This is a genomic window from Streptomyces sp. NPDC001415, assembly GCF_053597395.1.
Window position 1 is genome coordinate 370,931 of the sequence record NZ_JBSFIE010000002.1, and the last position, 20,183, is coordinate 391,113.

The 20,183-nt window shown below is 69.4% G+C and carries 22 protein-coding genes and 1 pseudogene; 7 read left to right on the forward strand and 16 right to left on the reverse strand.

The annotated features are described in order from the left end of the window. Positions 1-26: 26 nt before the first annotated feature. The 8 genes from ACWC2B_RS03845 to ACWC2B_RS03880 all read right to left on the reverse strand — a co-directional run bounded on the left by ACWC2B_RS03845 (position 27) and on the right by ACWC2B_RS03880 (position 8,088). Positions 27-824, reverse strand: coding sequence for an ABC transporter permease (locus ACWC2B_RS03845; protein WP_450714815.1), 798 nt, complete (start codon positions 822-824; stop codon positions 27-29). Continuing rightward, positions 811-1,728 carry a 2-aminoethylphosphonate ABC transporter permease subunit gene (locus ACWC2B_RS03850; protein WP_450714816.1) on the reverse strand — a complete coding sequence of 306 codons (918 nt, stop codon included), beginning with the start codon at positions 1,726-1,728 and terminating at the stop codon, positions 811-813. The genes ACWC2B_RS03845 and ACWC2B_RS03850 overlap by 14 nt, the downstream gene beginning before the upstream one ends. Beyond that, positions 1,715-2,800 carry an ABC transporter ATP-binding protein gene (locus ACWC2B_RS03855; protein ID WP_450714817.1) on the reverse strand — a complete coding sequence of 362 codons (1,086 nt, stop codon included), beginning with the start codon at positions 2,798-2,800 and terminating at the stop codon, positions 1,715-1,717. Before ACWC2B_RS03855 ends, ACWC2B_RS03850 begins: the two co-directional genes overlap by 14 nt. After that, on the reverse strand, positions 2,797-3,492 hold the full coding sequence (locus ACWC2B_RS03860; protein ID WP_450714818.1) for a phosphonatase-like hydrolase: 696 nt from the start codon (positions 3,490-3,492) through the stop codon (positions 2,797-2,799). Before ACWC2B_RS03860 ends, ACWC2B_RS03855 begins: the two co-directional genes overlap by 4 nt. Before the next feature lie 29 nt (positions 3,493-3,521). Then, positions 3,522-4,643 carry a TIGR03364 family FAD-dependent oxidoreductase gene (locus tag ACWC2B_RS03865; protein ID WP_450714819.1) on the reverse strand — a complete coding sequence of 374 codons (1,122 nt, stop codon included), beginning with the start codon at positions 4,641-4,643 and terminating at the stop codon, positions 3,522-3,524. 371 nt (positions 4,644-5,014) lie between these two features. Next, positions 5,015-5,776: a GntR family transcriptional regulator gene (locus ACWC2B_RS03870; RefSeq protein ID WP_450714890.1), complete on the reverse strand. Its 762-nt coding sequence runs from the start codon at positions 5,774-5,776 to the stop codon at positions 5,015-5,017. Between the two features lie 132 nt (positions 5,777-5,908). Next, the gene (locus tag ACWC2B_RS03875) at positions 5,909-6,700 is read right to left on the reverse strand and encodes a hypothetical protein (protein ID WP_450714820.1); all 792 of its coding nucleotides are present in this window, start codon (positions 6,698-6,700) and stop codon (positions 5,909-5,911) included. A gap of 287 nt (positions 6,701-6,987) precedes the next feature. Next, positions 6,988-8,088: an ROK family transcriptional regulator gene (locus tag ACWC2B_RS03880; protein WP_450714821.1), complete on the reverse strand. Its 1,101-nt coding sequence runs from the start codon at positions 8,086-8,088 to the stop codon at positions 6,988-6,990. A 68-nt stretch (positions 8,089-8,156) separates the two neighbouring features. Here ACWC2B_RS03880 and ACWC2B_RS03885 point away from each other — a divergent pair, with 68 nt between their 5' ends. Both ACWC2B_RS03885 and ACWC2B_RS03890 read left to right on the forward strand, forming a co-directional pair. Next, positions 8,157-9,242: a Gfo/Idh/MocA family oxidoreductase gene (locus ACWC2B_RS03885; protein ID WP_450714822.1), complete on the forward strand. Its 1,086-nt coding sequence runs from the start codon at positions 8,157-8,159 to the stop codon at positions 9,240-9,242. Continuing rightward, entirely contained in the window at positions 9,239-9,751 is a 513-nt protein-coding gene (locus ACWC2B_RS03890) for a heme-degrading domain-containing protein (protein ID WP_450714823.1), read from the forward strand. Before ACWC2B_RS03885 ends, ACWC2B_RS03890 begins: the two co-directional genes overlap by 4 nt. Before the next feature lie 35 nt (positions 9,752-9,786). On the opposite strand, the gene ACWC2B_RS03895 is transcribed toward ACWC2B_RS03890, so the two are convergent. From ACWC2B_RS03895 to ACWC2B_RS03925, 7 genes are all read right to left on the reverse strand, one after another. Continuing rightward, a complete protein-coding gene (locus ACWC2B_RS03895) occupies positions 9,787-10,344 on the reverse strand; it encodes a Uma2 family endonuclease (RefSeq protein ID WP_450714824.1) in 558 nt (185 codons plus the stop codon). A gap of 26 nt (positions 10,345-10,370) precedes the next feature. Continuing rightward, complete coding sequence (locus ACWC2B_RS03900) at positions 10,371-11,228, reverse strand: fumarylacetoacetate hydrolase family protein (RefSeq protein WP_450714825.1); 858 nt, start codon at positions 11,226-11,228, stop codon at positions 10,371-10,373. Positions 11,229-11,360: 132 nt separating this feature from the next. After that, positions 11,361-12,134 (reverse strand): YidC/Oxa1 family membrane protein insertase, encoded by a 774-nt coding sequence (locus ACWC2B_RS03905; RefSeq protein WP_450714826.1) that lies wholly within the window; start codon positions 12,132-12,134, stop codon positions 11,361-11,363. 105 nt (positions 12,135-12,239) lie between these two features. Next, positions 12,240-12,563, reverse strand: a complete 324-nt coding sequence (locus tag ACWC2B_RS03910) for a DUF6412 domain-containing protein (protein WP_450714827.1) — start codon at positions 12,561-12,563, stop codon at positions 12,240-12,242. Between the two features lie 250 nt (positions 12,564-12,813). Then, complete coding sequence (locus ACWC2B_RS03915) at positions 12,814-14,289, reverse strand: sodium:solute symporter family protein (protein ID WP_450714891.1); 1,476 nt, start codon at positions 14,287-14,289, stop codon at positions 12,814-12,816. Between the two features lie 34 nt (positions 14,290-14,323). Further along, complete coding sequence (locus ACWC2B_RS03920; RefSeq protein WP_450714828.1) at positions 14,324-14,515, reverse strand: DUF3311 domain-containing protein; 192 nt, start codon at positions 14,513-14,515, stop codon at positions 14,324-14,326. Between the two features lie 75 nt (positions 14,516-14,590). After that, a complete protein-coding gene (locus ACWC2B_RS03925; protein ID WP_450714892.1) occupies positions 14,591-15,373 on the reverse strand; it encodes a class E sortase in 783 nt (260 codons plus the stop codon). 137 nt (positions 15,374-15,510) lie between these two features. Here ACWC2B_RS03925 and ACWC2B_RS03930 point away from each other — a divergent pair, with 137 nt between their 5' ends. The 3 genes and pseudogenes from ACWC2B_RS03930 to ACWC2B_RS03940 all read left to right on the forward strand — a co-directional run bounded on the left by ACWC2B_RS03930 (position 15,511) and on the right by ACWC2B_RS03940 (position 18,186). Further along, positions 15,511-16,524, forward strand: a complete 1,014-nt coding sequence (locus ACWC2B_RS03930) for an SEC-C metal-binding domain-containing protein (protein WP_450714829.1) — start codon at positions 15,511-15,513, stop codon at positions 16,522-16,524. 72 nt (positions 16,525-16,596) lie between these two features. Then, positions 16,597-17,023: pseudogene (locus ACWC2B_RS03935) on the forward strand (DUF3427 domain-containing protein); the annotation flags it as partial. Between the two features lie 260 nt (positions 17,024-17,283). Continuing rightward, positions 17,284-18,186, forward strand: coding sequence for a restriction endonuclease (locus ACWC2B_RS03940; RefSeq protein ID WP_450714830.1), 903 nt, complete (start codon positions 17,284-17,286; stop codon positions 18,184-18,186). A gap of 9 nt (positions 18,187-18,195) precedes the next feature. Here the strand turns inward: ACWC2B_RS03940 and ACWC2B_RS03945 are convergent, their stop codons facing one another. After that, the gene (locus ACWC2B_RS03945; RefSeq protein ID WP_450714831.1) at positions 18,196-18,852 is read right to left on the reverse strand and encodes an ATP-binding protein; all 657 of its coding nucleotides are present in this window, start codon (positions 18,850-18,852) and stop codon (positions 18,196-18,198) included. A 204-nt stretch (positions 18,853-19,056) separates the two neighbouring features. On the opposite strand from ACWC2B_RS03945, the gene ACWC2B_RS03950 reads away from it, so the two are divergent. Together ACWC2B_RS03950 and ACWC2B_RS03955 are read left to right on the forward strand one after the other, a co-directional pair. After that, positions 19,057-19,902: a helix-turn-helix domain-containing protein gene (locus ACWC2B_RS03950; RefSeq protein ID WP_450714832.1), complete on the forward strand. Its 846-nt coding sequence runs from the start codon at positions 19,057-19,059 to the stop codon at positions 19,900-19,902. Beyond that, on the forward strand, positions 19,902-20,093 hold the full coding sequence (locus ACWC2B_RS03955) for a DUF397 domain-containing protein (RefSeq protein WP_450714833.1): 192 nt from the start codon (positions 19,902-19,904) through the stop codon (positions 20,091-20,093). Before ACWC2B_RS03950 ends, ACWC2B_RS03955 begins: the two co-directional genes overlap by 1 nt. Positions 20,094-20,183 lie beyond the last annotated feature (90 nt).

The following is a 20,183-nucleotide window of genomic DNA, read 5'->3' on the forward strand; positions in this document are numbered from 1 at the left end:
CGTTCGGGACTCCTGAGATTCTCGGGTCAGCGGAAGGAGGCTTTGGTACGGATGCGGGAGACGGCGAACAGGACGAGCAGCGTCGTTCCCATGAGCACCACGGCGACGGCCGCGCCGGTGAAGAGGGAGCCGCGGTCGGTGGCCGCGAAGACCTGCACCGGCAGCGGGGTCCAGTCCGGCGGGTAGAGCATCATGGTGGCGCTCAACTCGCCCATGGACAGGGCGAAGCAGAGCCCTGCGGCCGCGGTCAGGGACGGCAGCAGGAGCGGCAGCTTCACCCGCCACAGGACGTACGCGGGCCTGGCGCCGAGGGAGGCGGCGGCCTGTTCGTACATCGGGTCCAGACGCCGGATGGCGGCCGAGACCGACTGGTGGGCGAACGCCATGACGAGGACGGTGTGCGCGAGGATCACGATCCAGCGCGTCCCGTTGAGCAGCACCGGCGGCTTGGAGAACGCGACGAGGATCGCGAGGCCGACGACCACGGAGGGCACGGCGACCGGCAGCACGAACAGGGCGTCCATGAACCGCCGTCCGCCCTTCTTCAGGGCGGCCGCCGCGAGCGCCGCCCACGACCCCACGGTCAGCGCGAGGACACTCGCCGCGAGCGCGGTGACCAGGCTGGTGGTGAGCGCCTGGAGGGAGTCCCCGGTGGTCGCCGCGCCGTAGTTGGCGGTCGTGAACCCGGAGGGAAACGCGCTCGACCAGGTCGTCGCGAACGACGCGGCCACGATGACGACCAACGGCAGCGCGAAGACCGGCAGAAACAGGACGAAGAAGACGAGGTACGTGGCCCAGCGGCCGCGCCGGCTATGCACCAACACGACGGCTCACCACCCGGTAGAGGCCGTAAAGGCCCACGGAAATCGCGATGTTGACGACGGCGACGACACAGGCAGCCGGGTAGTCCGACTCCAGGATCGCCTTGCTGTAGACGAGCATGGGAAGCGTGGTGACCCCCTTGGCGCCGGTGAACAGCACGATGCCGAACTCGTTGAGGCACATCACCAGGACCAGCGAGCCGCCGGCCGCGAGCGCGGGCAGCGCCTCGGGCAGGATCACCCGCCCTACGATCCTGGCCGGCCGCGCGCCCAGCGAGGACGCCACTTCCAGCTGGCCGGTGTCCAGTTGGGAGAACGCGGCGAGCAGCGGGCGCATCACGAAGGGCGTGAAGTACGTGATCTCCGCGAGCAGCACGCCCCAGGGCGTGGCCAGGAACTGGAACGGCCCGCTGTGCGCACCGGTGACGTCCGTCCAGAGCCCGTTGGCCATGCCGACCGTGCCGTAGATGAACAGCAGGGCGAGCGTGATCAGGAAGGACGGGAAGGAAAGAAACACGTCGATGAACTTGGCTGCGGCCTTCCCGCCGGGAAACGGCACGAACGCGATGACGAGCGCGAGCAGGAACCCGAGCACCAGACATCCGACGGTCGCGCCGACCGCGAGCCAGATGGTGGTACCGAGCGCGTCGCGGAAGGCGGCGGAGGCGAAGACGTCGGCGTAGGGCTGGAGGGAGGTTCCGCCGGAGTCGGGGGTGAGGGATTGCTGGACGACGAGTGCGAGGGGGTAGAGGAAGACGGCGGCCAGTACGGCGACGGGGGGCAACGTCCATAGAAGCGTGGGTACTTGCTTCTTCCTGCCTCGCTGTGGGCTCGGCAGGGCGGAACCGGTGGGCACAGCCCCCAGTGCCGGGTCACTGCTCAGTACCGCCGGGCTACGCCTGGCCATTGCCCACCCCTGCGGAGAGCAGCACCGCGTCTTCGGCGGCGAAGTGCAGGGTGACCGCATCCCCCAGCGCCGGGGTGACCCGGAGTTCGCGGACGTCGGCCTTCACCCGATGCCCCGCCACATCGACGTACAGCCGATGCGTCGCCCCCCGCCACTGCACCTCCGCGATCCTGCCTCGCAAGGCATTGGGCCCGGGTCCGAGCCCGACCAGGTGCGGCCGTACGCACAGCGTGGCCGTCGCCCCCCAGGCGACCGAATCGGTGGCGACGGACAGCTCGGTGTCGCCGAACAGCACCGACCCCGCCCCCACCCGCACCGGCAGGAGGTTCGCGTTGCCCACGAACGACGCCGTGAACTCCGTACGCGGCCGCCGGTACAGGTCCTGCGGGCTCCCGCAGTCCTGGAGGCGGGCCTTGTCCATGACGGCGATGCGGTCGGCCAGGGTGAGCGCCTCGACCTGGTCGTGGGTGACGTACAGGATGGAGACGTCGGGCAACTCCCGGTGCAGCCGGGCGAGTTCGGTCAGCATCCCGGAGCGCAGTTGTGCGTCAAGCGCGGAGAGCGGCTCGTCGAGGAGGAGGACGTCGGGGCGGATGGCGAGCGCGCGCGCGATGGCGACGCGCTGCTGCTGCCCGCCGGAGAGCTCGCGCGGGTAGCGCTTGGCGTAGCTCTCCATGCCGGTCATGGCGAGGGATTCGGCGACCCGCCCGGGGATCTCGCCCTTCGCGACCTTCTGCGCCTTCAGCCCGAACGCGACGTTGTCCTCGACCCGCATGTGCGGGAAGAGCGCGTACTGCTGGACGACCATGCCGATGCCGCGCTGATGGGGCGGCATCAGGGTCACGTCGCGCTCGCCGATGAACACCCGCCCCCGCACCGGCTGGACGAACCCGGCGACGGCGCGCAGCGCGGTGGTCTTGCCGGAGCCGGAGGGCCCGAGCAGGGCCATGACCTCGCCGGGTTCGACGGTGAGGTCGAGCGAGTCGAGGACGACGTTGCCGTGGTAGGCGACGGTGACGCCGTCGAAGCGGATGCCACTGCGCACGGCACCCGGCGGGGCCGCGCCGCTCACTTCCCGGCCTCCAACTCACTTATGAGATCCGGGAGTTCGGCGACAGAGGCGAGCACGTGGGTGGCGCCCGCCTCGGCAAGGGCCTCGTTCCCGTGGGCGCCGGTCAGCACGCCCGCGACGATGCCCGCCCCGGACCGTACGCCGCTGAGCATGTCGTACGAGGTGTCGCCGGCCACCGCGATGTCGCGCACCGAGTCGACCGCGCCGGTACGCAGGAAGGCGCTGAGCACCATGTCGGGGTACGGGCGGCCGCGGCCCCCCGCGTCGGCCGGGCACAGGGTGAGCGGGACGAGGTCCTGCCAGCCGAGGGCCTCCAGGATCGCGTCCTGGGTGACGCGGGCGAAGCCGGTGGAGAGGACCACGGTCCGGCCCTGCGCCTTGAGCTGCTCGATCGCCTCGCGGGCGCCCGGGATCGGTGCGATGAGCCCACCGTCGACGAGCGTTCCGTACGCCTCCTCGAAGGCGGTGTTCGCGGTCCGTGCCTTGGCCTCGTCGCCGAAGAGGTGGCGGAAGACGGAGATCTTGGATTCGCCCATGGTGGCGCGGACGTAGTCGAGCATGGTGGCGTGCTCGGCCGAGCCCGGCTCGACGCCGAGCCGCCCGGCGGCGCTCGCGAAGGCCCGCTCGACGAGCCCGCCGTCGGCGACGGTGGTTCCCGCCATGTCGAGCACGACCAGGTTGTACGTGTTCATCGCGGTCAACTCCAAGGTGGTCAACTCCCTTACCAGCCCAGTTCGTCGGCGGTCTTCTCGGCGATGGCCGGGGAGCACGTCATGCCGCGTCCGCCGGGGCCGGTCACCAGCCACACCCCGTCCCGCACCTGCTGGCGGTGCACGACGCGCGAGGTGTCGGTGCACTGGGCGTAGACCCCGGCCCAGCGGCGCTGGATCTTGGGCAGTGGCCGGCCGAGGAAGGACTCGACGACCCGGACGAGGTGCTCGTACGGCTCCTCCAGGACGTCGAAGGCGAAGGGGTGCTCGTACTCGTGGGTGTCGCCGATGGTCAGCCCGCCGTCCTCGCGCTGCACCATGAGGAGCTGCATCTTGTGCGCGGCGGCGGTCGCGTCCTGCGCCTGCCCGGCGTTGAGCGCGTCGAGGGCCTCGCTCGCGTACGCCGGGTAGTAGCGGAAACTGTCGGCGTCGGCGACGGAGGTCGTGAGCGGCTCGCCGAGCGGCGCGGTCTGCATCATCTGGAGCCGTACGCGACGCACGGGCAGCTCGGGCACGAGCTCCCGCACGAGCCCGCCGAGCCAGGCGCCCGTACAGAGGACGACGACGTCACCGCGGTGCACATCACCGTGATCGTCACGGACCGCGTCGCCACCGATGACCTCGCGAACCTCCCGACCACCGAGGTACGTGTACCTCGTGGAGCCCAACAGCTCAGCCTTCAGGGCGAGTTGGGCGGTACGGGGCTCGACGGCGGCGTCCCGCTCGCACCACAGGGCGGCGGTGAAGTCGCCGCGCAGGGCGGGGTTGAGGGCGCGGGCCTCGTCGGCGGTGAGGAGTTCGTAGCCGCGGGCGGCGGCGTCCTCTCGGCTCAACGCGGCCTCGGCGACGGCGAGTTCGAGGCCGGTACGCAGCGGGGTCAGCGAGCCGTTGGGCCGGAAGCCGAGCCCGGGGACGCGCGCCCCGAGCCCCTCCCACAGTTCGCGGGCGCGCAGCGCGGTGTCCAGCTCCTCACCGCCCGCACGGCCACTCACCCAGATCTGGCCGAAGTTGCGGAGCGAGGCTCCGCGCGCCTCGCTCTCGCGCTCGATGTGTACGACCTCGTGGCCGCGCTCCACTGCGTGCCAGGCGTGCATGGTTCCCACCACGCCGGCTCCAACGACGATGACTCTCACGGCGGCAACGCTCCTCGGGACGGGTGTCCCGCGCCGGTCCGTACGGCGACGGGACGGTGAACGGCCCCCCAAGCTTGGCCTAGACCCGTTACGTTCCCGTTACCAAAAGCCCCGCGGCACCTCACCTCCTGGGGCTCCGCCCCAGACCCCGGAGGCCGCCCCGCCCCTCCCCGAAACCCGCCGGGGGTTGGAAAGGGGTGAAGCCGGTCTCCCGGGGCTCCGCCCCAGACCCCGTCCGCGCCTTAAGGGCGCTCGTCCTCAAACGCCGGACGGGCTGAAATGCTCGATGCCGGCCAGCACCAGTACCACCAGGGGCGCGGGGAACTGCGCAATCGCCCCGACGGCCCGCAGTCGCTCCCCACCGGCCCCCGTCACCGCCCGAGGTGGGTCGTAAAGGAAAACCGGTCCCCCCGGTACAGGGTGCGTACACGCTCAAGGGGCCGGCCCTCCGCATCCCGCGAGACCCGGTGGATGAGCAGCATCGGCAGCGCGGGCGGGGTGCCGATGAGCAGGGCCTCCCGAGGTGTGGCCAGGACCGTTTCGATGCGTTCGTCGACGTCCCCGAGCGTGACCCCGAGCCGGTCGCGCAGATAGGCATAGAAGGAGGAGTCCGGCGTGAACTCCTTGTCCAGGTCGGGCATGCGGGCCACCGCCGTGTACGTGCTCTCCAGGCCCATGCGTTCGTCGTCGGCGAGCAGGACGCGCTCCATGTGCCAGACGGGTTCGCCCCGCTCAAGCCCGGTCTCGGCGGCGAGCGCGGGCGGGCAGGGGAAGCGTTCGAGGGTGATGAGGTGGCGTCCGGGCGTACGGCCCTGGCGGCGCACGCCCTCGGTGTAGCTGGCCAGCGAGAGCGGCTGTTCCAGCTTGGCGCCGGCCACCACCGTGCCCCGGCCCTGACGGCGCAGCCTCCCTTCGAGCAGCAGCTCGCGCAGCGCCTGACGGACCGTCTCCCGGGCGACTTCGTAGCGCAGGGCCAGGTCACGCTCGGTCGGCAGCAGATCACCCTCCCCCAACTCGTCGATGAGTAGGGCGACTTGGGCCTTCACGGCGTAGTACTTGGGGATGCGTCCGTGCTCCGGGATGCCGGAACGGATGGGGGCGCCGGGGGCCTGGTTCTCGGGGTAGCCGGTCAGGGAGTCGTACGGAGTGTCATACGGGGTGTCGTACGGAGCGTCGTTCAGGGCGTCGTTCGGGTTTTCCACAGGGGCGATGCTCGCATGAGCACGTGAACAGCTGGGGTCGTCCTCCTGGTCGGACGCGGGCTCTCAGCGGCTGCGGGTGCGCAGTCGGCGGGACGCGCTCACCAGGGCGCCGCCCGCGATGAGCAGTACGGCGGCGGTGAGACCGAGGTGGGCGAGCGCGCTGCCCCGGCCGGTCGCGGCGAGCTCGCTGTCGATCTGCCGCAGGAGGTCGTCCTCGGCCGCGATGTCGAAGCGGTAGTCGCCGGACTCCCCCACCCACTGCCCGTTGGCGCCCCGGCGCTGCACGATCGCCGCGTTCGCGGTGACCTGGTCGGGCCCGGCGTCGGCGGTGAATCCGAGCCGCACCGGCACGGTGAGCGTCTTGCCCGCGCCGATGACGAACCCGGGGAAGCCGTCGTCGAAGACGCCGATGTGCTCGTCCTCGTCGGTCCTGAGGAACGCGACCGAGTGGCTGCGGCCGGTGGCCGGGTCTTCGAACTCCATCCGGATCTCGGCGTTCTTGAGCGTACGGTCCCGGTCGACGAGGACGAGGACGGGGTGGATGCCGTCGCAGGCCTCGCGCGAGGTGTTGGTGAGGTCGAGGGACCAGGCCTGGCTGCCGCCGCCGGGGCGGTACTCGGCGGGCCCGCCGTGGATCTTCGTGTCCAGCGGGAACTCGGAGCCGGTCCGGCCGACGCAGACGGGCGGCTTCGGGCTGAGCGGCGGGTCGACGGGCATCGCGGTGACGACCGGCTTGAGCGGCGCCACGTTGTGCCGCCCGGGCGGGAGCCCGCCGTCGTCGGCCGCGGCCACCCCCGCGAGCGGGGCGATCGTGGCGGCGGCCACTGCGGTGACGAGGGCAGTGCGCAGTCGCATGAGGGGCCTTTGCAGCTCGCGGCGTTCGGGGTTCGGCGGCCGCCGCCCGCCCGGAGTCCGCGCCTCCCGGTCGGACCCGGTCGTGGCCCGCGAGCCTGCCACGCGCCGACACCCCGCCTTGCCCGCCCCGCCCGGCAAGGCCAGGACACGTCGGTGAAGACCGCCCTATCAGCCCAATATCAGCCCAACATCGAGCCTTCTTATGGGTATCGGGCCTTCTTATAGGTATCGGGCCTTCTTATGGGCGTTGCGGGCAGAGGCGTACCGCTCTGCCTCCTCACCCCGCCCTACGCCTGCGGGTACGCCACATTCGCCCGGCCGAAAACCGGGACCAGGACGAGCTGGGCCGCGCCCTCGGCGACGGCGTGCGGGCCGCCCGCGGCCGGGCGGACCGGGACCTCGGGGGCGCCGCCGCGCCGGGCGCGTCCCTCGACGACCGCGGCCACACCCCGTACGAACGTGTCCTGGTCGGCGGTGACGGTGCGGCCGCCGAGCAGGATCTCGTCGACGTCGAGCAGCGCGACGAGGTTGGCCGCGCCCACTCCGAGGAAGCGGGCCGCGGCCGCGATGTCCCCGCGGGCGACCGCCGCCAGGCACAGCGCCTCGATGCAGCCGCGCCCGCCGCAGCCGCACGCGGGCCCGCCGAGCAGGATCGTCTGGTGCCCGAACTCGCCCGCTCCCGTACGGGCGCCGCGATGCAGCGCCCCGCCGAGCACGAGCCCCGCGCCGAGCCCCGTACCGAGGTGGAGGTACGCGAACGAGCCCGCCCGGGTGCCGGCGCGCAGGGCGAGGCCGAGGGCGGCGGCGTTGGTGTCCTTGTCCAGGAAGACCTTCCGGCCGAGCCGCTCGGCGAGCGCGTCGCGCAGCGGGAACCCGTTCCAGTGCGGGAAGCCGGTGACGCGGTGCAGCACCCCGCTGTCGTGGTCGAGCGGGCCCGGCATGGCGACGCCGACGCCGAGCACACGCCGCCCGCCGGTCAGCGCCTCGGCCTCGGCGGCCGCCGCCTCCACCACGCACGACGGTTGCGCGCCGAGGTCCAGCGGTACGGTCCTGGCGCCGACCAGGGTGCCCGCGAGGTCGACGAGGACCGCGGTCAGTTCGTCGCGGTCCAGGTGCAGCCCGATGGCGTGCGCGGCGGACGGCACCAGCTTGAGCACGGTGCGCGGCTTGCCCCCGGTGGAGGCGCGGCGGCCCGCCTCGGTGGCCGTGCCCTCGTCCCGCAGCCGCGCGGTGATCTTGCTGACGGCCTGCGGGGTGAGCCCGGTGCGCTCGGCGAGTTCCAGCCTGCTGATGCCCGCCTCGCCCGCTGTCCGCAGCAGGTCGAGGACAAGGGCGGCGTTGTGGTTGCGCAGTGCCGGCAGGTTCGCACCCGTATTGCTCCTGTTCACCGACCCATTGTCCCTCTTGCTTGCACTTTGGCAACAGCGTTGCTTAAGTGGATGGCATGAAGGATCCCATGAACGCTCCCCAGACCGACGGCCTCCGCGTGGGACTCGTGGGCTACGGCCTTGCGGGCTCCGTCTTCCACGCCCCGCTGATCGCCGCGACCGACGGCCTCGTCCTCGACACGGTCGTCACCTCCAACCCCGAGCGTCAGGCGCAGGCCCGCGCCGAGCACGGCCAGGACGTGCGCATCGCGGGCTCCCCCGAGGAGTTGTACGACGCGGGCCTCGACCTGGTCGTGATCGCCTCGCCGAACAAGACGCACGTCCCGATCGCCACCGACGCGCTCAAGGCGGGTCTGCCGGTCGTCGTGGACAAGCCGCTGGCCGGCACGGCCGCCGAGGCGCGCGACCTCGCGTCCCTCGCCGAGGAGCGCGGCCTGCTGCTCTCGGTCTTCCAGAACCGCCGCTGGGACAACGACTTCCTGACCCTTCGGGCGCTGCTCGCGGACGGCGAACTCGGCGAGGTCCAGCGCTTCGAGTCCCGCTTCGAGCGGTGGCGGCCGCAACCCAAGGGCGGCTGGCGCGAATCGGGCGACCCGAACGAGATCGGCGGCCTGCTGTACGACCTGGGAAGCCACGTCGTCGACCAGGCACTCGTCCTGTTCGGCCCGGCCCTTCGCGTCTACGCGGAGGCCGACGTGCGCCGCCCCGGGGCCCAGGCCGACGACGACACCTTCATCGCGATCACGCACGCGAGCGGCGTCCGCTCCCACCTCTACGCCAGTGCGACGACCGCCCAACTCGGCCCGCGCTTCCGGGTGTTGGGGTCGTCGGCGGGCTTCGTGAAGTACGGCCTGGACCCGCAGGAGGCGGCTCTGCGCGAGGGCAGGCGGCCTTCTGCGGACGAGCCCTGGGGCGTGGAGCCCGAGTCGATGTGGGGCCGGGTGGGCTGCGGCGAGTCCCCTTTGACCGGCGGCGGCCGCCCCCTCGAAACGGTGCCCGGCGACTACCCGGCGTACTACGCGGCGATCGCGACGGCCCTGCGCGAGGGCGGCGAACCCCCGGTCACCGCACACGAGGCGGCGGCCGCGCTGGACGTCCTGGAGGCGGCCCGCCGCTCGGCCCGCGAGGGCGTGACGGTGGAGCTGGCCCTGTGAGGGCCCGGGACACGTCGGCACACCGGGAGGCGGCGGAAGGCGGCCCGGCGGCGGACCCGGTGTCCACGCTGGAGGCGGAGCAACAGCGCCTCGTACTGCGGCAGTTCAGCTACGAGGACGCCTGGGAACTCGGGGTGCTGCTGCGCTCACTGGCCGTGGAGCGCGGGGCGCCGGTCGTCATCGACGTACGGCACGGGGCGCGGCAGGTGTTCCGTTGCGCACTGCCCGGTTCCAGCGCCGACAACGACGCCTGGATCGACCGCAAGCGCCGCGTCGCCGAACGCTATGCGGCCCCGTCATTCCTGGTGGGCGCCCGCTTCCGCGCCAAGGGAACGACATTCGAGGAGTCGTCCCGCCTGGACCCCAACTCCTTTGCCGCACACGGGGGTTCGTACCCGGTGACGGTCGAGGGCGTCGGGATGGTGGGCACGGTCACGGTGTCGGGCCTGCCCCAGGCCGAGGATCATGCGCTGGTGGTGGAGGCGCTGGGGAGGCTGAAGCAGGGCTGAGGCCGGTGCGGGGGGGCGCCGGCCTCAACGAGCCGTCAGGCGAGCTCGGAGGTGTCGAGGTCGAAGCCGAACGGGTCGGGGAGGGCCAACTTGGCACCGAAGGCGGCCGTCGCCGAGTGACGGTAGTTGCCGCCCTCCGGATCCCAGTGCACGACGGCCTCGCCACGATGGCGGTCGACGAGCAGGTAGACGGGGAGCCCGGCCTGAGCGTAGGCGTCGCGCTTGTCGACCCGGTCGATGTCGGCGTCCTGCTCTCGCCCGGACGTCACCTCGACGACCATGAGAACGCCCGCAGGGTCCGACCAGGACGGCTGTCCCCGGAAGTACCCGAGTGGGGCGACCGCGCCGCCGACACGCGCCCGCCCGGCGCGGTAGGCGGGCACAGTCAACCCGCGCTCCTGGTACATGCGCAGCTCGGGTCGGCGCGCCCGTACCTGGTCCCCGATGAACATGACGTTCTCGTCGTGGTCACCGTCCGGAGCCGGAGTCACCAGGACCCTCCCGTTGATCAGCTCGACGTGGAAGCCCTCCGGAGCCGCGGCATCGAAGGCTACGAACTCCTCAAGCGCCACTTCGGTCTGCTCGACAGTCATGGTGCCCTCCTTCTTGCTCCAAAAGCCTACGCGTCCTTTAGCAGCTGCCGCTGCCGTCCCAACCCCTCGACCTCCAGCTCTACAACATCCCCCGCCCGCAGATACGGCTTCGGCTCGGGCTGGCCCATGGCCACCCCCGCCGGGGTCCCCGTGTTGATCACGTCGCCCGGGTACAGCGTCATGAACTGGCTGACGTACCGGACGACCTCCGCGACGGGGAAGATCTGCTGCGACGTGGACCCGTCCTGCTTGAGCTCTCCGTTGACCCAGAGCTTGAGCGAGAGCGCCTGCGGGTCGGGGATCTCGTCCCGGGTGACCAGCCACGGTCCGAACGGGTTGAACGTCTCGCAGTTCTTGCCCTTGTCCCACGTGCCGCCGCGCTCGATCTGGAACTCCCGCTCGGACACGTCGTGCGAGACCGCGTACCCCGCGACGTACGCCAGCGGGTCCTCGTCGTCGCCCACGTACCGCGTGGTGCGGCCGATGACGATGGCGAGCTCGACCTCCCAGTCGGTCTTGACCGACCGGCGCGGTACGAGCACCGTGTCGTTCGGCCCGACCACGGTGTCCGCCGCCTTGAAGAAGACGACCGGCTCGGCCGGAATCGCGGCGCCGGTCTCCTCGGCGTGGTCGTGGTAGTTCAGCCCGATGCACACGACCTTGCCGATCCGCGCCACCGGCGGCCCGATGCGCGCCCCGGCGTCCTCGAACGCGGGCAGCACACCGGTGTCGGCCGCGGCCCGTATCCGGTCCAGGGCGAACTCGTCGGCGAGCAGCTCGCCGTCGATATCCGCTACCAGTCCCGACAGGTCCCGCAGGGTCCCGTCGCCGTCCAGCAGCGCGGGGCGCTCTTCACCGGCGTTGCCTACGCGCAGCAGCTTCATGGTCAGTCTCCCTTGGTCGAGCCGGGCCCGGCCGATGGGTAGCGGCCATCGGAGGATCGTCCGATCCTCCAAGGAAGACGTCCACTCCGCAAGACCCCGTTCACAAACTGGACCGTAACCAGGGTTCGACTGCTATGCCGCGGTCGCCAGCGCGGCCGGGGCGGGCAGCATGTCCTTGTAGAGGAAGGCCCGCTCGACGGCGGTCCAGGTGGTGCTGGTCACGACGTACAGCGCGGCGGCGAGCGGCACCACGGCGACCGTGAACAGCGTCGCGAACGACAGCAGCGGCATGAACTTGCTCATCGCCGCCATCCCGGGCACCGCGTCCTGCCCGCCCGGCGCGACGACGGGCACGGGCGTGGCCGCCATCTGCCGCTTCATCCGGCGGTAGTTGAAGGTGGCCACGGCCGCGACGATCGCGAACAGCACGAGGTAGACCAGGCCCCGCGCACCGAAGATCCCACCGTCGGCGAGGGCCTGCGTCCAGTTCCCGCCGAGCGGCGCGGCGAACAGCGTGTGGTCGAGCAGCGCGTTCGCCTTCCCGCCGAGCTGCTTGCTGGAGAAGAGGTGGTAGAGCAGGAAGAACGCGGGCATCTGGAGCAGGCTCGGCAGGCAGCCCGACAGCGGCGACACCTTCTCGGCGGCATGCAGCTCCATGACCGCCTTCTGGAGTGCCTTGCTGTCCTTGCCGTGCTTCTCGCGCAGCGCGGCGATCTGCGGCCGCAACTTGGCCTGCGCCTTCTGACCCCGAGCCGCCTGCCGCGACAGTGGGTGCACAGCGAGACGTACGAGAGCCGTGAAAAGCACGATCGCGGCGGCCGTCGAAGCACCGTGGAAGACCGGTTCGAGCAGGCTCGCGAGGTGCTCGGCGAGGCTCGCGAAAGCGCTGAAAAGGGACGTGAACATGAGGAAGCCCTCCGGGGCGTCTCGTCAGGAATGACACGTGAACGCACGTGAGTGACGTGCATGTCGGCGTGACGAGCCGGGAGGAGCGGAGGTACGAGGGTGCCCCTACGCGGCCGTCGGGACGAGAGCCCCGGGCGCTCGGGGCCGGGGCCGCCCGGAGGCGTCGGGGTCGCGCTGCGGCAGGAAGGCGGTACGCCGTTCCCGGTCGCGGATCGCGGTACGCACCCTGGTGCGCGCCACCTGCGGCACCGCGCGGGAGGCGAGCGTCGCGCACACGGCGAGCGCGGAGCCGGCGGCGGCGGTCGCGGCGAGCGCGACGGCGGCCGAGAGCATGCCGCCCTCGATGAGGACGGCCTGGGCGAGCAGGAAGAGGAAGAGACCGAGCAGCGGCCGGGCAACCCGTACGGAACGCGCGATCACGCCGTCCATGCCGCCCTCCCTCGCTCGCTCAGTCGCAGTCACTCATGCGCGGTCAGTCATGCGCGGTCACACATGCGCAGTCACTCATTCGCTGCGGATTTCCCTCCAGCCGTTATACACGACGCTTCAGCGGGGGTCGCCGCCGGAGCGTCGCCGTGGGAGCGGATGAGGTCACAGCGGCTGGAGTTCCGCCCGCCCTGCTGCCCGCCGTCCTCGCGACCGCCTTGGTGTACTGAAAATCCTTGGTGGCGCTCACGCCTCACGCCCGCAGCGCCTCGCGCTCCGCGTCGTCCTCGCCGTCCTCCCCATGGATGGGATCGCGAGCCAGTACGTCGTACTCGCCGGCCGGCGCCTCCTTCGGCCCCAGGCACGAAAGGGCAAGCGCCACAAGGAGGTTGAGGCCGAGCGCGATGATCCCGGCGTTGACTCCCCACACCGGATCGTGATCGGTGAACACGAACCCGCAGACCACCCCGACCCCGACGGCAAGACCCGCGAGCCCGCCCACCAGAGTCAGCTTCCGCCACACGAGCCCCAGAAGCAGCATCGGCAGAAGCTGCGCCATCCCCTCGTACGAGATGAGCGAGAGCCGTACGAGGGTGTTGGGCACGGTGTACGTCATGAGCAGGGCGAGCGCGCCCGCGACGACCACCACGACCTGCGAGGCGCCCTTCTGCCGCTCCCGGAGCCGGGGCACGAGCGAGAGCACACTGCGCCCCCACATCGTGCCGATGACCAGCATGAACACGGCCATCGGCACGATCGAGGACAGCGCCGCGGCCACCCCGATCAGACCGACCGTCCAGGCGGGCAGCGAGTCGACGACGAGTTTGAACAGCGCGAGGTTGGAGTCGGCCCCGGCGAGCCCCGGCACGACGAAGATCGCCGCCATGCCGAGCAGCATCGGCACGAAGAGCAGCACGTTGTAGGCGGGAAGCAGCATGGCGTTGCGCCGCAGCGCATCGGCGCTGCGCGCGCCGAGATACCCGGCCACGGTGGTCGGAAAGATGACCACGGTGAGCGAGTTGAGCACGGACGTGGTGGCGAACCACGCCTTCCCGAACGCCCCGCCGTGTCCGGGCAACGTAAGCCAGTCGCTCTTCTCGTTCACGACCCGGTCGAGGAAGTCCCCGTACCCGCCGAAATAGTGCAGCGGCACATAGATCGCGAGGAAGGCCAGGGTGGCGATGACGAGCACGTCCTTGAGTACGGACACCCAGGCGCTGCCGCGCAGCCCGCTGACGACCACGAACCCGGTGGTGACGGCGAAGGCGATGAAATAAGCCCAGTTGAGCGAGACGGCCCCGTAGGAGATGGTCGAGACAACCACGCCCATGCCGGTGATCTGCAACTGGATGTACGGCAGCAGGAAGACGGTGGCGAGCAGCGCGACCAGCGCCCCGACCCACGGCCGCCCGTAACGGTGGGCCACCATGTCGGTGATCCCCACCAAACCGTGCTTCTTCGCGTACGCCCACAACATGGGGCCGACGACGTACCCCACGGCATAGCCGCACGACATGTAGGCGACCACATAAAGGACCGGGGCGCCGTAGTTGTATCCCCAGCCCGCGGCACCCAGATAGCTGAAACTGGTGTAGCTCTCGCCCGCCATGAGCACCCAGATGAACACGGTCCCCAGGCTCCGCCCGCCGACGGACCACTCGGCGAGCCCGCCCCCTCCACCCCCACGTCCCCGTACGGCGAAGAGCCCGAGCGCGACGGTGCCCACCATGAAGACCCCGAAGATGGTGGTGGCGACAGCGGCACTACTCACCGCGTGCCCCCCTCGTGCTCTTGTCGCCCCTCCAGCTCTTGTCGCCCCTCCAGGTGAACCAGATGGCGAGCGGGGTGACCAGCGTCGCGATCAGCAGCCAGAAGAAGAGGAAGGGCAGCCCGAAGACCACGGGCCGCACCTTGTTCACGAAGGGCAGCGCCCCGAGATACAGCAGGTAGGGCACCCCCAGCCAGAGCACATGAGATCGACGACGACCCATATCCGAACGACTCATATTTGAACGACGCATGTCCGAACGCTAACGCGGACGGCTCGCCCGCAATTTGCCCCATACGACGAGCCGGTAGGTGGACGTGAACTCGGGCGTGCAGGTGGTGAGCGTGATGTAGTGCCCGGGTGTGCTGTACCCGTACGAGGGCTTGACATCACTCCGGGGGACGGCAGCTATGGTCCCGCTGTCGTGGGCGGACGTCTGAGGCAGCACGGAATCAACAACGTACGTAAAGACGGTGTCCCGAGTCTCAACAATCACCTGGTCACCGGCCCTCAACTCATTGATGTAGCGGAACGGCTCCCCGTGGGTGTTTCGATGCCCGGCGAGCGCGAAGTTGCCGGCCTGCCCCGGCTGGGCGCTCTGCGCGTAGTGCCCGACGTACCCCTTGTCGAGAACGCCGGCCTTGCTGATCCCCTGAGCGACGGGCGCGGTGACCCCGATCCGGGGAATCCGGATGACGGCGTACGCCTGGTCCCCTTGCGGGGTGATGTGCGTGCCCGGGGCGGCGTGACCACCGGAGGGGTGAGGGGCGCCGGTAGCGGGGGCGCCGGGGTCCCCGGGGTCGTCCCCGACGGCGACCGGCTCATCGGGCGCCGTCCCCGAGGGGGCCGGGACGCGGGAAGGCCCCCACGCCTCCTCCAGGGAATCAACAGTGCGGCCGGCCTCGGCCCGCGCCTCCCGATTGGTCCACCAGAGCTGGTGCGCGACGAGCAGCAGCACCAGGAGCCCGACCGTCACGGCGAGCTCGGCCCCGGCCCACAGCCCCCGGGCCGCCCAGGCCCGCCGGGCGCGTCCGCCCTGCACCATCACCGGTATCCCTGTGCGCACGGGCGCAGGGTAGGTGCCGACACCACAACTCACCAGCCCCGCAACGGCACGGACTCGACCCACCAGGGCCGGAAGCACCCTCCGCCGGGCCCCCGTACAGCAGTACGGTGTCCCTCATGCGCCCCGACACGCCTGCCGATCACACTGCCGAAGCCGAGCGTCTGCTGCGCACCGCGGCGCAGTACCCGGAGGACCACGAGCCCCTGCTCCTGCAAGCCGCGGCCCACTTGGAGCTCGCCGGCGACCGCCCAAAGGCCACCACGCTCTACGACCGCCTGCTGGCCTCGAAGGTGGACCACCCCCACCTGGTGAAGGCGTTCAAGGCCGCGAACCTGTGGGAGTACGGCCACGAGCCGGAGGCCCGCGCCATCATCGACGGCATCCGGGCGGCGGCCCCGCTGGACCCGGCGGCGTGGGAGATCGTCGCCGAGACGCTGGAGGCCCACGACGAACTGGACCTGGCCCACGCCTCGCTGACAACTGCCCTGTCCTTGCTGGGGGTTGGCGAGGAGGTGGTGGATGTCACGGGGATCCCCTACAGCACACAGTCGTTGCTGACGACCCGTCACCGAGTACGCCGCCTGCTGGCCCTGACCCACGACACGTGGGACACCCTGGCCGACGAGCTGCATACGGCGCCGATCACCCTGGACGAACTCCATGACCCGAAGCGCCTGTGGTCGCTCGGCTCGGAGGACCCGGCAGAACTCCAGGCCGAACTGGCACGCTTGCGTGCGGAGTTGGGCAGCTACAGGGCAGCCCTGTCCCGCCCGTTCCCGGTAGCGGTCCTGCACTGGCCGGAACCAGAACTGGACGAACTCCTGACGGCGTACCCGGAACTCCAATCCGAATACCCCACGCATGCCGCCCACTTGCTGGACATCGAGGCGTCCCTGCGCGAACTGGCGGCGGCAGGCACGGCCAATCTGGGCATCGTGACGGGAACGGTCCCGTCGTACGAGGCCTTCGCGGCATCGGAGTCCTCGTCCCCCGCGAACGCGGACCTGCTACCGCAGTACGCGACAACGCTGGCGGCCCGGGGGCGCGCTGTGGCGTGGCCGCCTGGGCGGGGGGCGGATTGCTGGTGCGGGTCGGGGGTGGCTTATGGGGATTGCCATGGGGCAGATTGATTCACTCTGATTCCGTGGATTGTCAGTGGCCCCTGATTCACTGGGGGTGACAGTCCACGGGAGGGGCGCAGCGTGACCAACACCGTCGATTCGGGGCAACCCGCAACCGGTCTTTACGAGCAGCTCATCACGCTGCGCCTCACCGAGCAGCTCAAGGGGGCTTGATGCGGGTGGCTGGCGGACTATTGATGCCGAGGTGGGCACCGAGTCAACGCCACACGTCCTCGCTCGCCACATCTCTGACACCGTGCGGCAGGTGCTGTACCGCCTGCCTGCCGCAGAGAGAGTGCATGCCGCCAATCACATCCTTGAGTCCGTGAGCACTCTCAATGGGGCGCGCGAGTGGGTCGATCTCGTAGCCGATGGCCCACGTCAGTTGTTGGCCGTGGCCGAGCCCGAAGCGCCGGGCGTCTATGCCATCCGCCCCGCGACCCCCCTCTCCGATACGGCGCTGATCACCAACGCGCCTGACGACCCGAATCTGGGTTTCGAGCTCCGACGCTACAAAAATACGGACATCGGCGGCGCCCAGCCGTGGATGCTGCTTGGCCCGGTGCAGTACGTCAAACACGAGGGCAGCAAGCCGATGGCTATCACTTGGGAGCTTATGCATGAGCTGCCGGCGGATGTTTTGACGTACGCCGCGATCGCAGCAGGATGACCTCGGACCGCCACCTGCTTGCAGATCCCACACGGGAACCAATCTCTACGCTCGTGTAGTTCAGTATCTCGATAATCGCATTCACAAGGAGGCCCACGTTGGACATAACAGCCGTTGGCGCGGAGGTCGAGCGGAAGAAGATCCACGACAAGTATGGCGGCAACCGGCAAAAGGGAATTAGCCGCCCCAAGGACCAGCCATACGTCTTCCTCTTCTCGAACCCTAAGCGGGGACGCCAACACGGCTACTACGACGGGTGGGGGGATGACGGCTGCTATCACTACTGTGGCGAGGGCCTGTACGGCGACCAGGAGATGGCTGGGGGCAACCTAGACATCGCTGAGCACGCGCAGCAGAAACGTTCGCTCCAACTGTTCGAGTCTACGGAAAAGGGAGTTGTTGCCAACCTCGGACAGTTCGTACTCGACGCGAAGAAACCCTGGTTCACCACTGATGCTCCGGATACGGACGGCGAGATTCGCACCGTCATCATGTTCAGGCTTCACCCAGTGGACAAGACTCCTCCGGCTGATGACCTGGTTCCGAGCCCTGCATCAAAAACCCTAGTTCAGGACGTCGAGGTCGAAAAGTACAACGTTGAGCAGATGACCGTGACCCCCAGCGGCGAGCCGCGGCGAGCAGACCGACGCGAAGCAAAGCTCGTCAAGGCGTACCGCCAATACCTGGAATCCAAGGGCCACGTCGTCATTCGGCAGAAGATCGTGCCCGAAGGAGAGGTAAAGTCCCTCTACACTGACCTCTTCGACACAACCGACAAGCTCTTGATCGAAGCGAAGGCGAACGTAACTCGGGAAGCGATACGCATGGCTATAGGTCAACTCTTTGACTATCGCCGCCTTTTGAATCCTCGCCCCGATATTGCCTTGCTACTTCCCTCCAAGCCCCGACCGGACCTCCTCAGGCTCTGCCATGCGGCCGAGGTCGCCGCGCAGGTAATCTGGCCCGAAGGTGACGAGTTTAAGAAAAGCGTGCCCCAGTAATCGACCCCATCACCCGGCTCCACTCGACGCCGACTCGAAGCGCCCCCAGGCACGTTCCATGACCGCATCCGAATCTCGACCGTGTACGTGGAGCCAGCGGAGGAGGTCTGCGATCACGTCGATCGTCGCTTCCTCCGCAAGGGAGAGGGATGCACAACCCGCCATCTTCTGCTTTTCCTTGGCTTCCAGGCAGTAGATCCCCAAAAGCGCCTCAGCCCTGGCCACTTGAGGGTCATCAACATGCCCGTTCGGAGATCGGAGCCCGGTTGCCAGTTCGCACCAAGTGACCTTCGTGTCCGACCGGAGCACCACTCCCCAACGCTCCGCCGTCGCCTCGACGAGTGCCATCCCTCTTCCTGCCTCGTCATCAGCCCTTGCTGCGAGCAGAGTTGGGAGTGCGCGCGTGTCGGGGTCGACCACCTCGATACGTAGGAGGTTGCCATTCATGGACACGGCCAGAGTCGTCGGGGTCTGCGGACCCACATGCGTAATCACGTTGGCCACCAGTTCCGTCACGCACAACTGCGCGGACTCGACTACGTGCGGCAAACCCCACATCGTCAAATGCAGGCGCATGATGCGTCTCAGGGCCGCGAGCTCTTCCGGCTCCGCCATGAACGGGAGGTTCCACGCCTTCCGGTCGATCCCGAACCGGCATTCGTCCATGACAGCCACCCTTCGCCCCAGTCACCGTTGATTACCTGTGCAGCGCGATGCCCCTTCAGAGTGGCAGTGGAACTCTCAATATGGAACTCTCAAAAGTGAGTTGAAGGAGCATACGACAGGTCCTCGCGCCCCCGCGTGCGCTGTCTTGTCCCAAGCAGGGTGGGCCGGGCACGCTCAGAGAGATCGACACGAAGGGCCACGACCATGGCAGTTGGACCGACCACTCGGAGGCGTCAGCTCGGCGCAGACCTGCGCCGTCTCCGTGAGCGCAAGGGGCTCACCCTGGAGGAGGCGGGCGCGCTCGTCGGAGTCTCCAAAGCAACGCTGAGTCGATACGAGACCAAGGAGGGAACGGTCAAGTGGCCCGCCGTGGACGCCCTGTGCCGGGAATACGGCGCATCGGAGCAAGAGCGCAAAACCCTCGTCGAGCTCGCCAAAGGGGCCAAAATTCAAGGCTGGTGGCGGTCGCTCGCCGACCCTATCCCCGAATCCATGAACCTGATGCTGACCCTGGAGGACGAGGTCGTCCGCGAGGACCACTACGCCTGCATGTACGTTCCGGGGCTGCTCCAGACCCGCGCGTACGCCGAGGCCGTGCATCGCGCTTCCGAGATGCGCTGCACCGAGCAGGAGATCGCGCACATGGTGGACATCCGCATGAAGCGGCAAGAACTGCTCGTTCGGGACGACGCGCCTCACATCTGGGCCGTGATCGATGAGGCGGTCATCCGTCGTATGGTCGGCGGGCCGGACGTCATGCGGGAGCAGTTGCACCACCTGCAAGCTCAAGTCGAACAGCCTCAAGTCACGCTACAAATACTGCCGTTCGCACACGGAGCCCATGCCGCCGCCGTCGGAAGCTTCGTCATCCTGGGCGGTCCGACGCCCGAACTCGACGTCGTGTACGTCGACATCATCGGCGGCGGGCTCTTCATGGAGAAGCCCGAGGAGTTGGAGCGCTATAAGTTGGCGTTCCAGTACCTGAGCGCACAGGCTTTGGACATCGAGACGTCTGCCGCGCTCCTCGATCGGGCCCGCAGGGAGCTTTGATGGATCACCACGACATCCGCTGGGTGAAGTCCTCGTACAGCGGCGGCAGCGGTACGGAGTGTGTGGAGACCGCACACCTTTCGACACGTACGACTGTGCGTGACTCGAAACGCCCCGACGGAGCGCGCATATCCTTCGGGGCCGCGCCCTGGGCCGACTTCCTTCATGCCCTCAAGGGCGATGCCCTGTAAAGGGAACCCTGCCTCCGGGCCCCCGCAAGCCGCCCCCCCCCCAGCCCCCCGAGAAGCCCCAGGACGCCCCCGCTAGCCTCAAAGAAACCG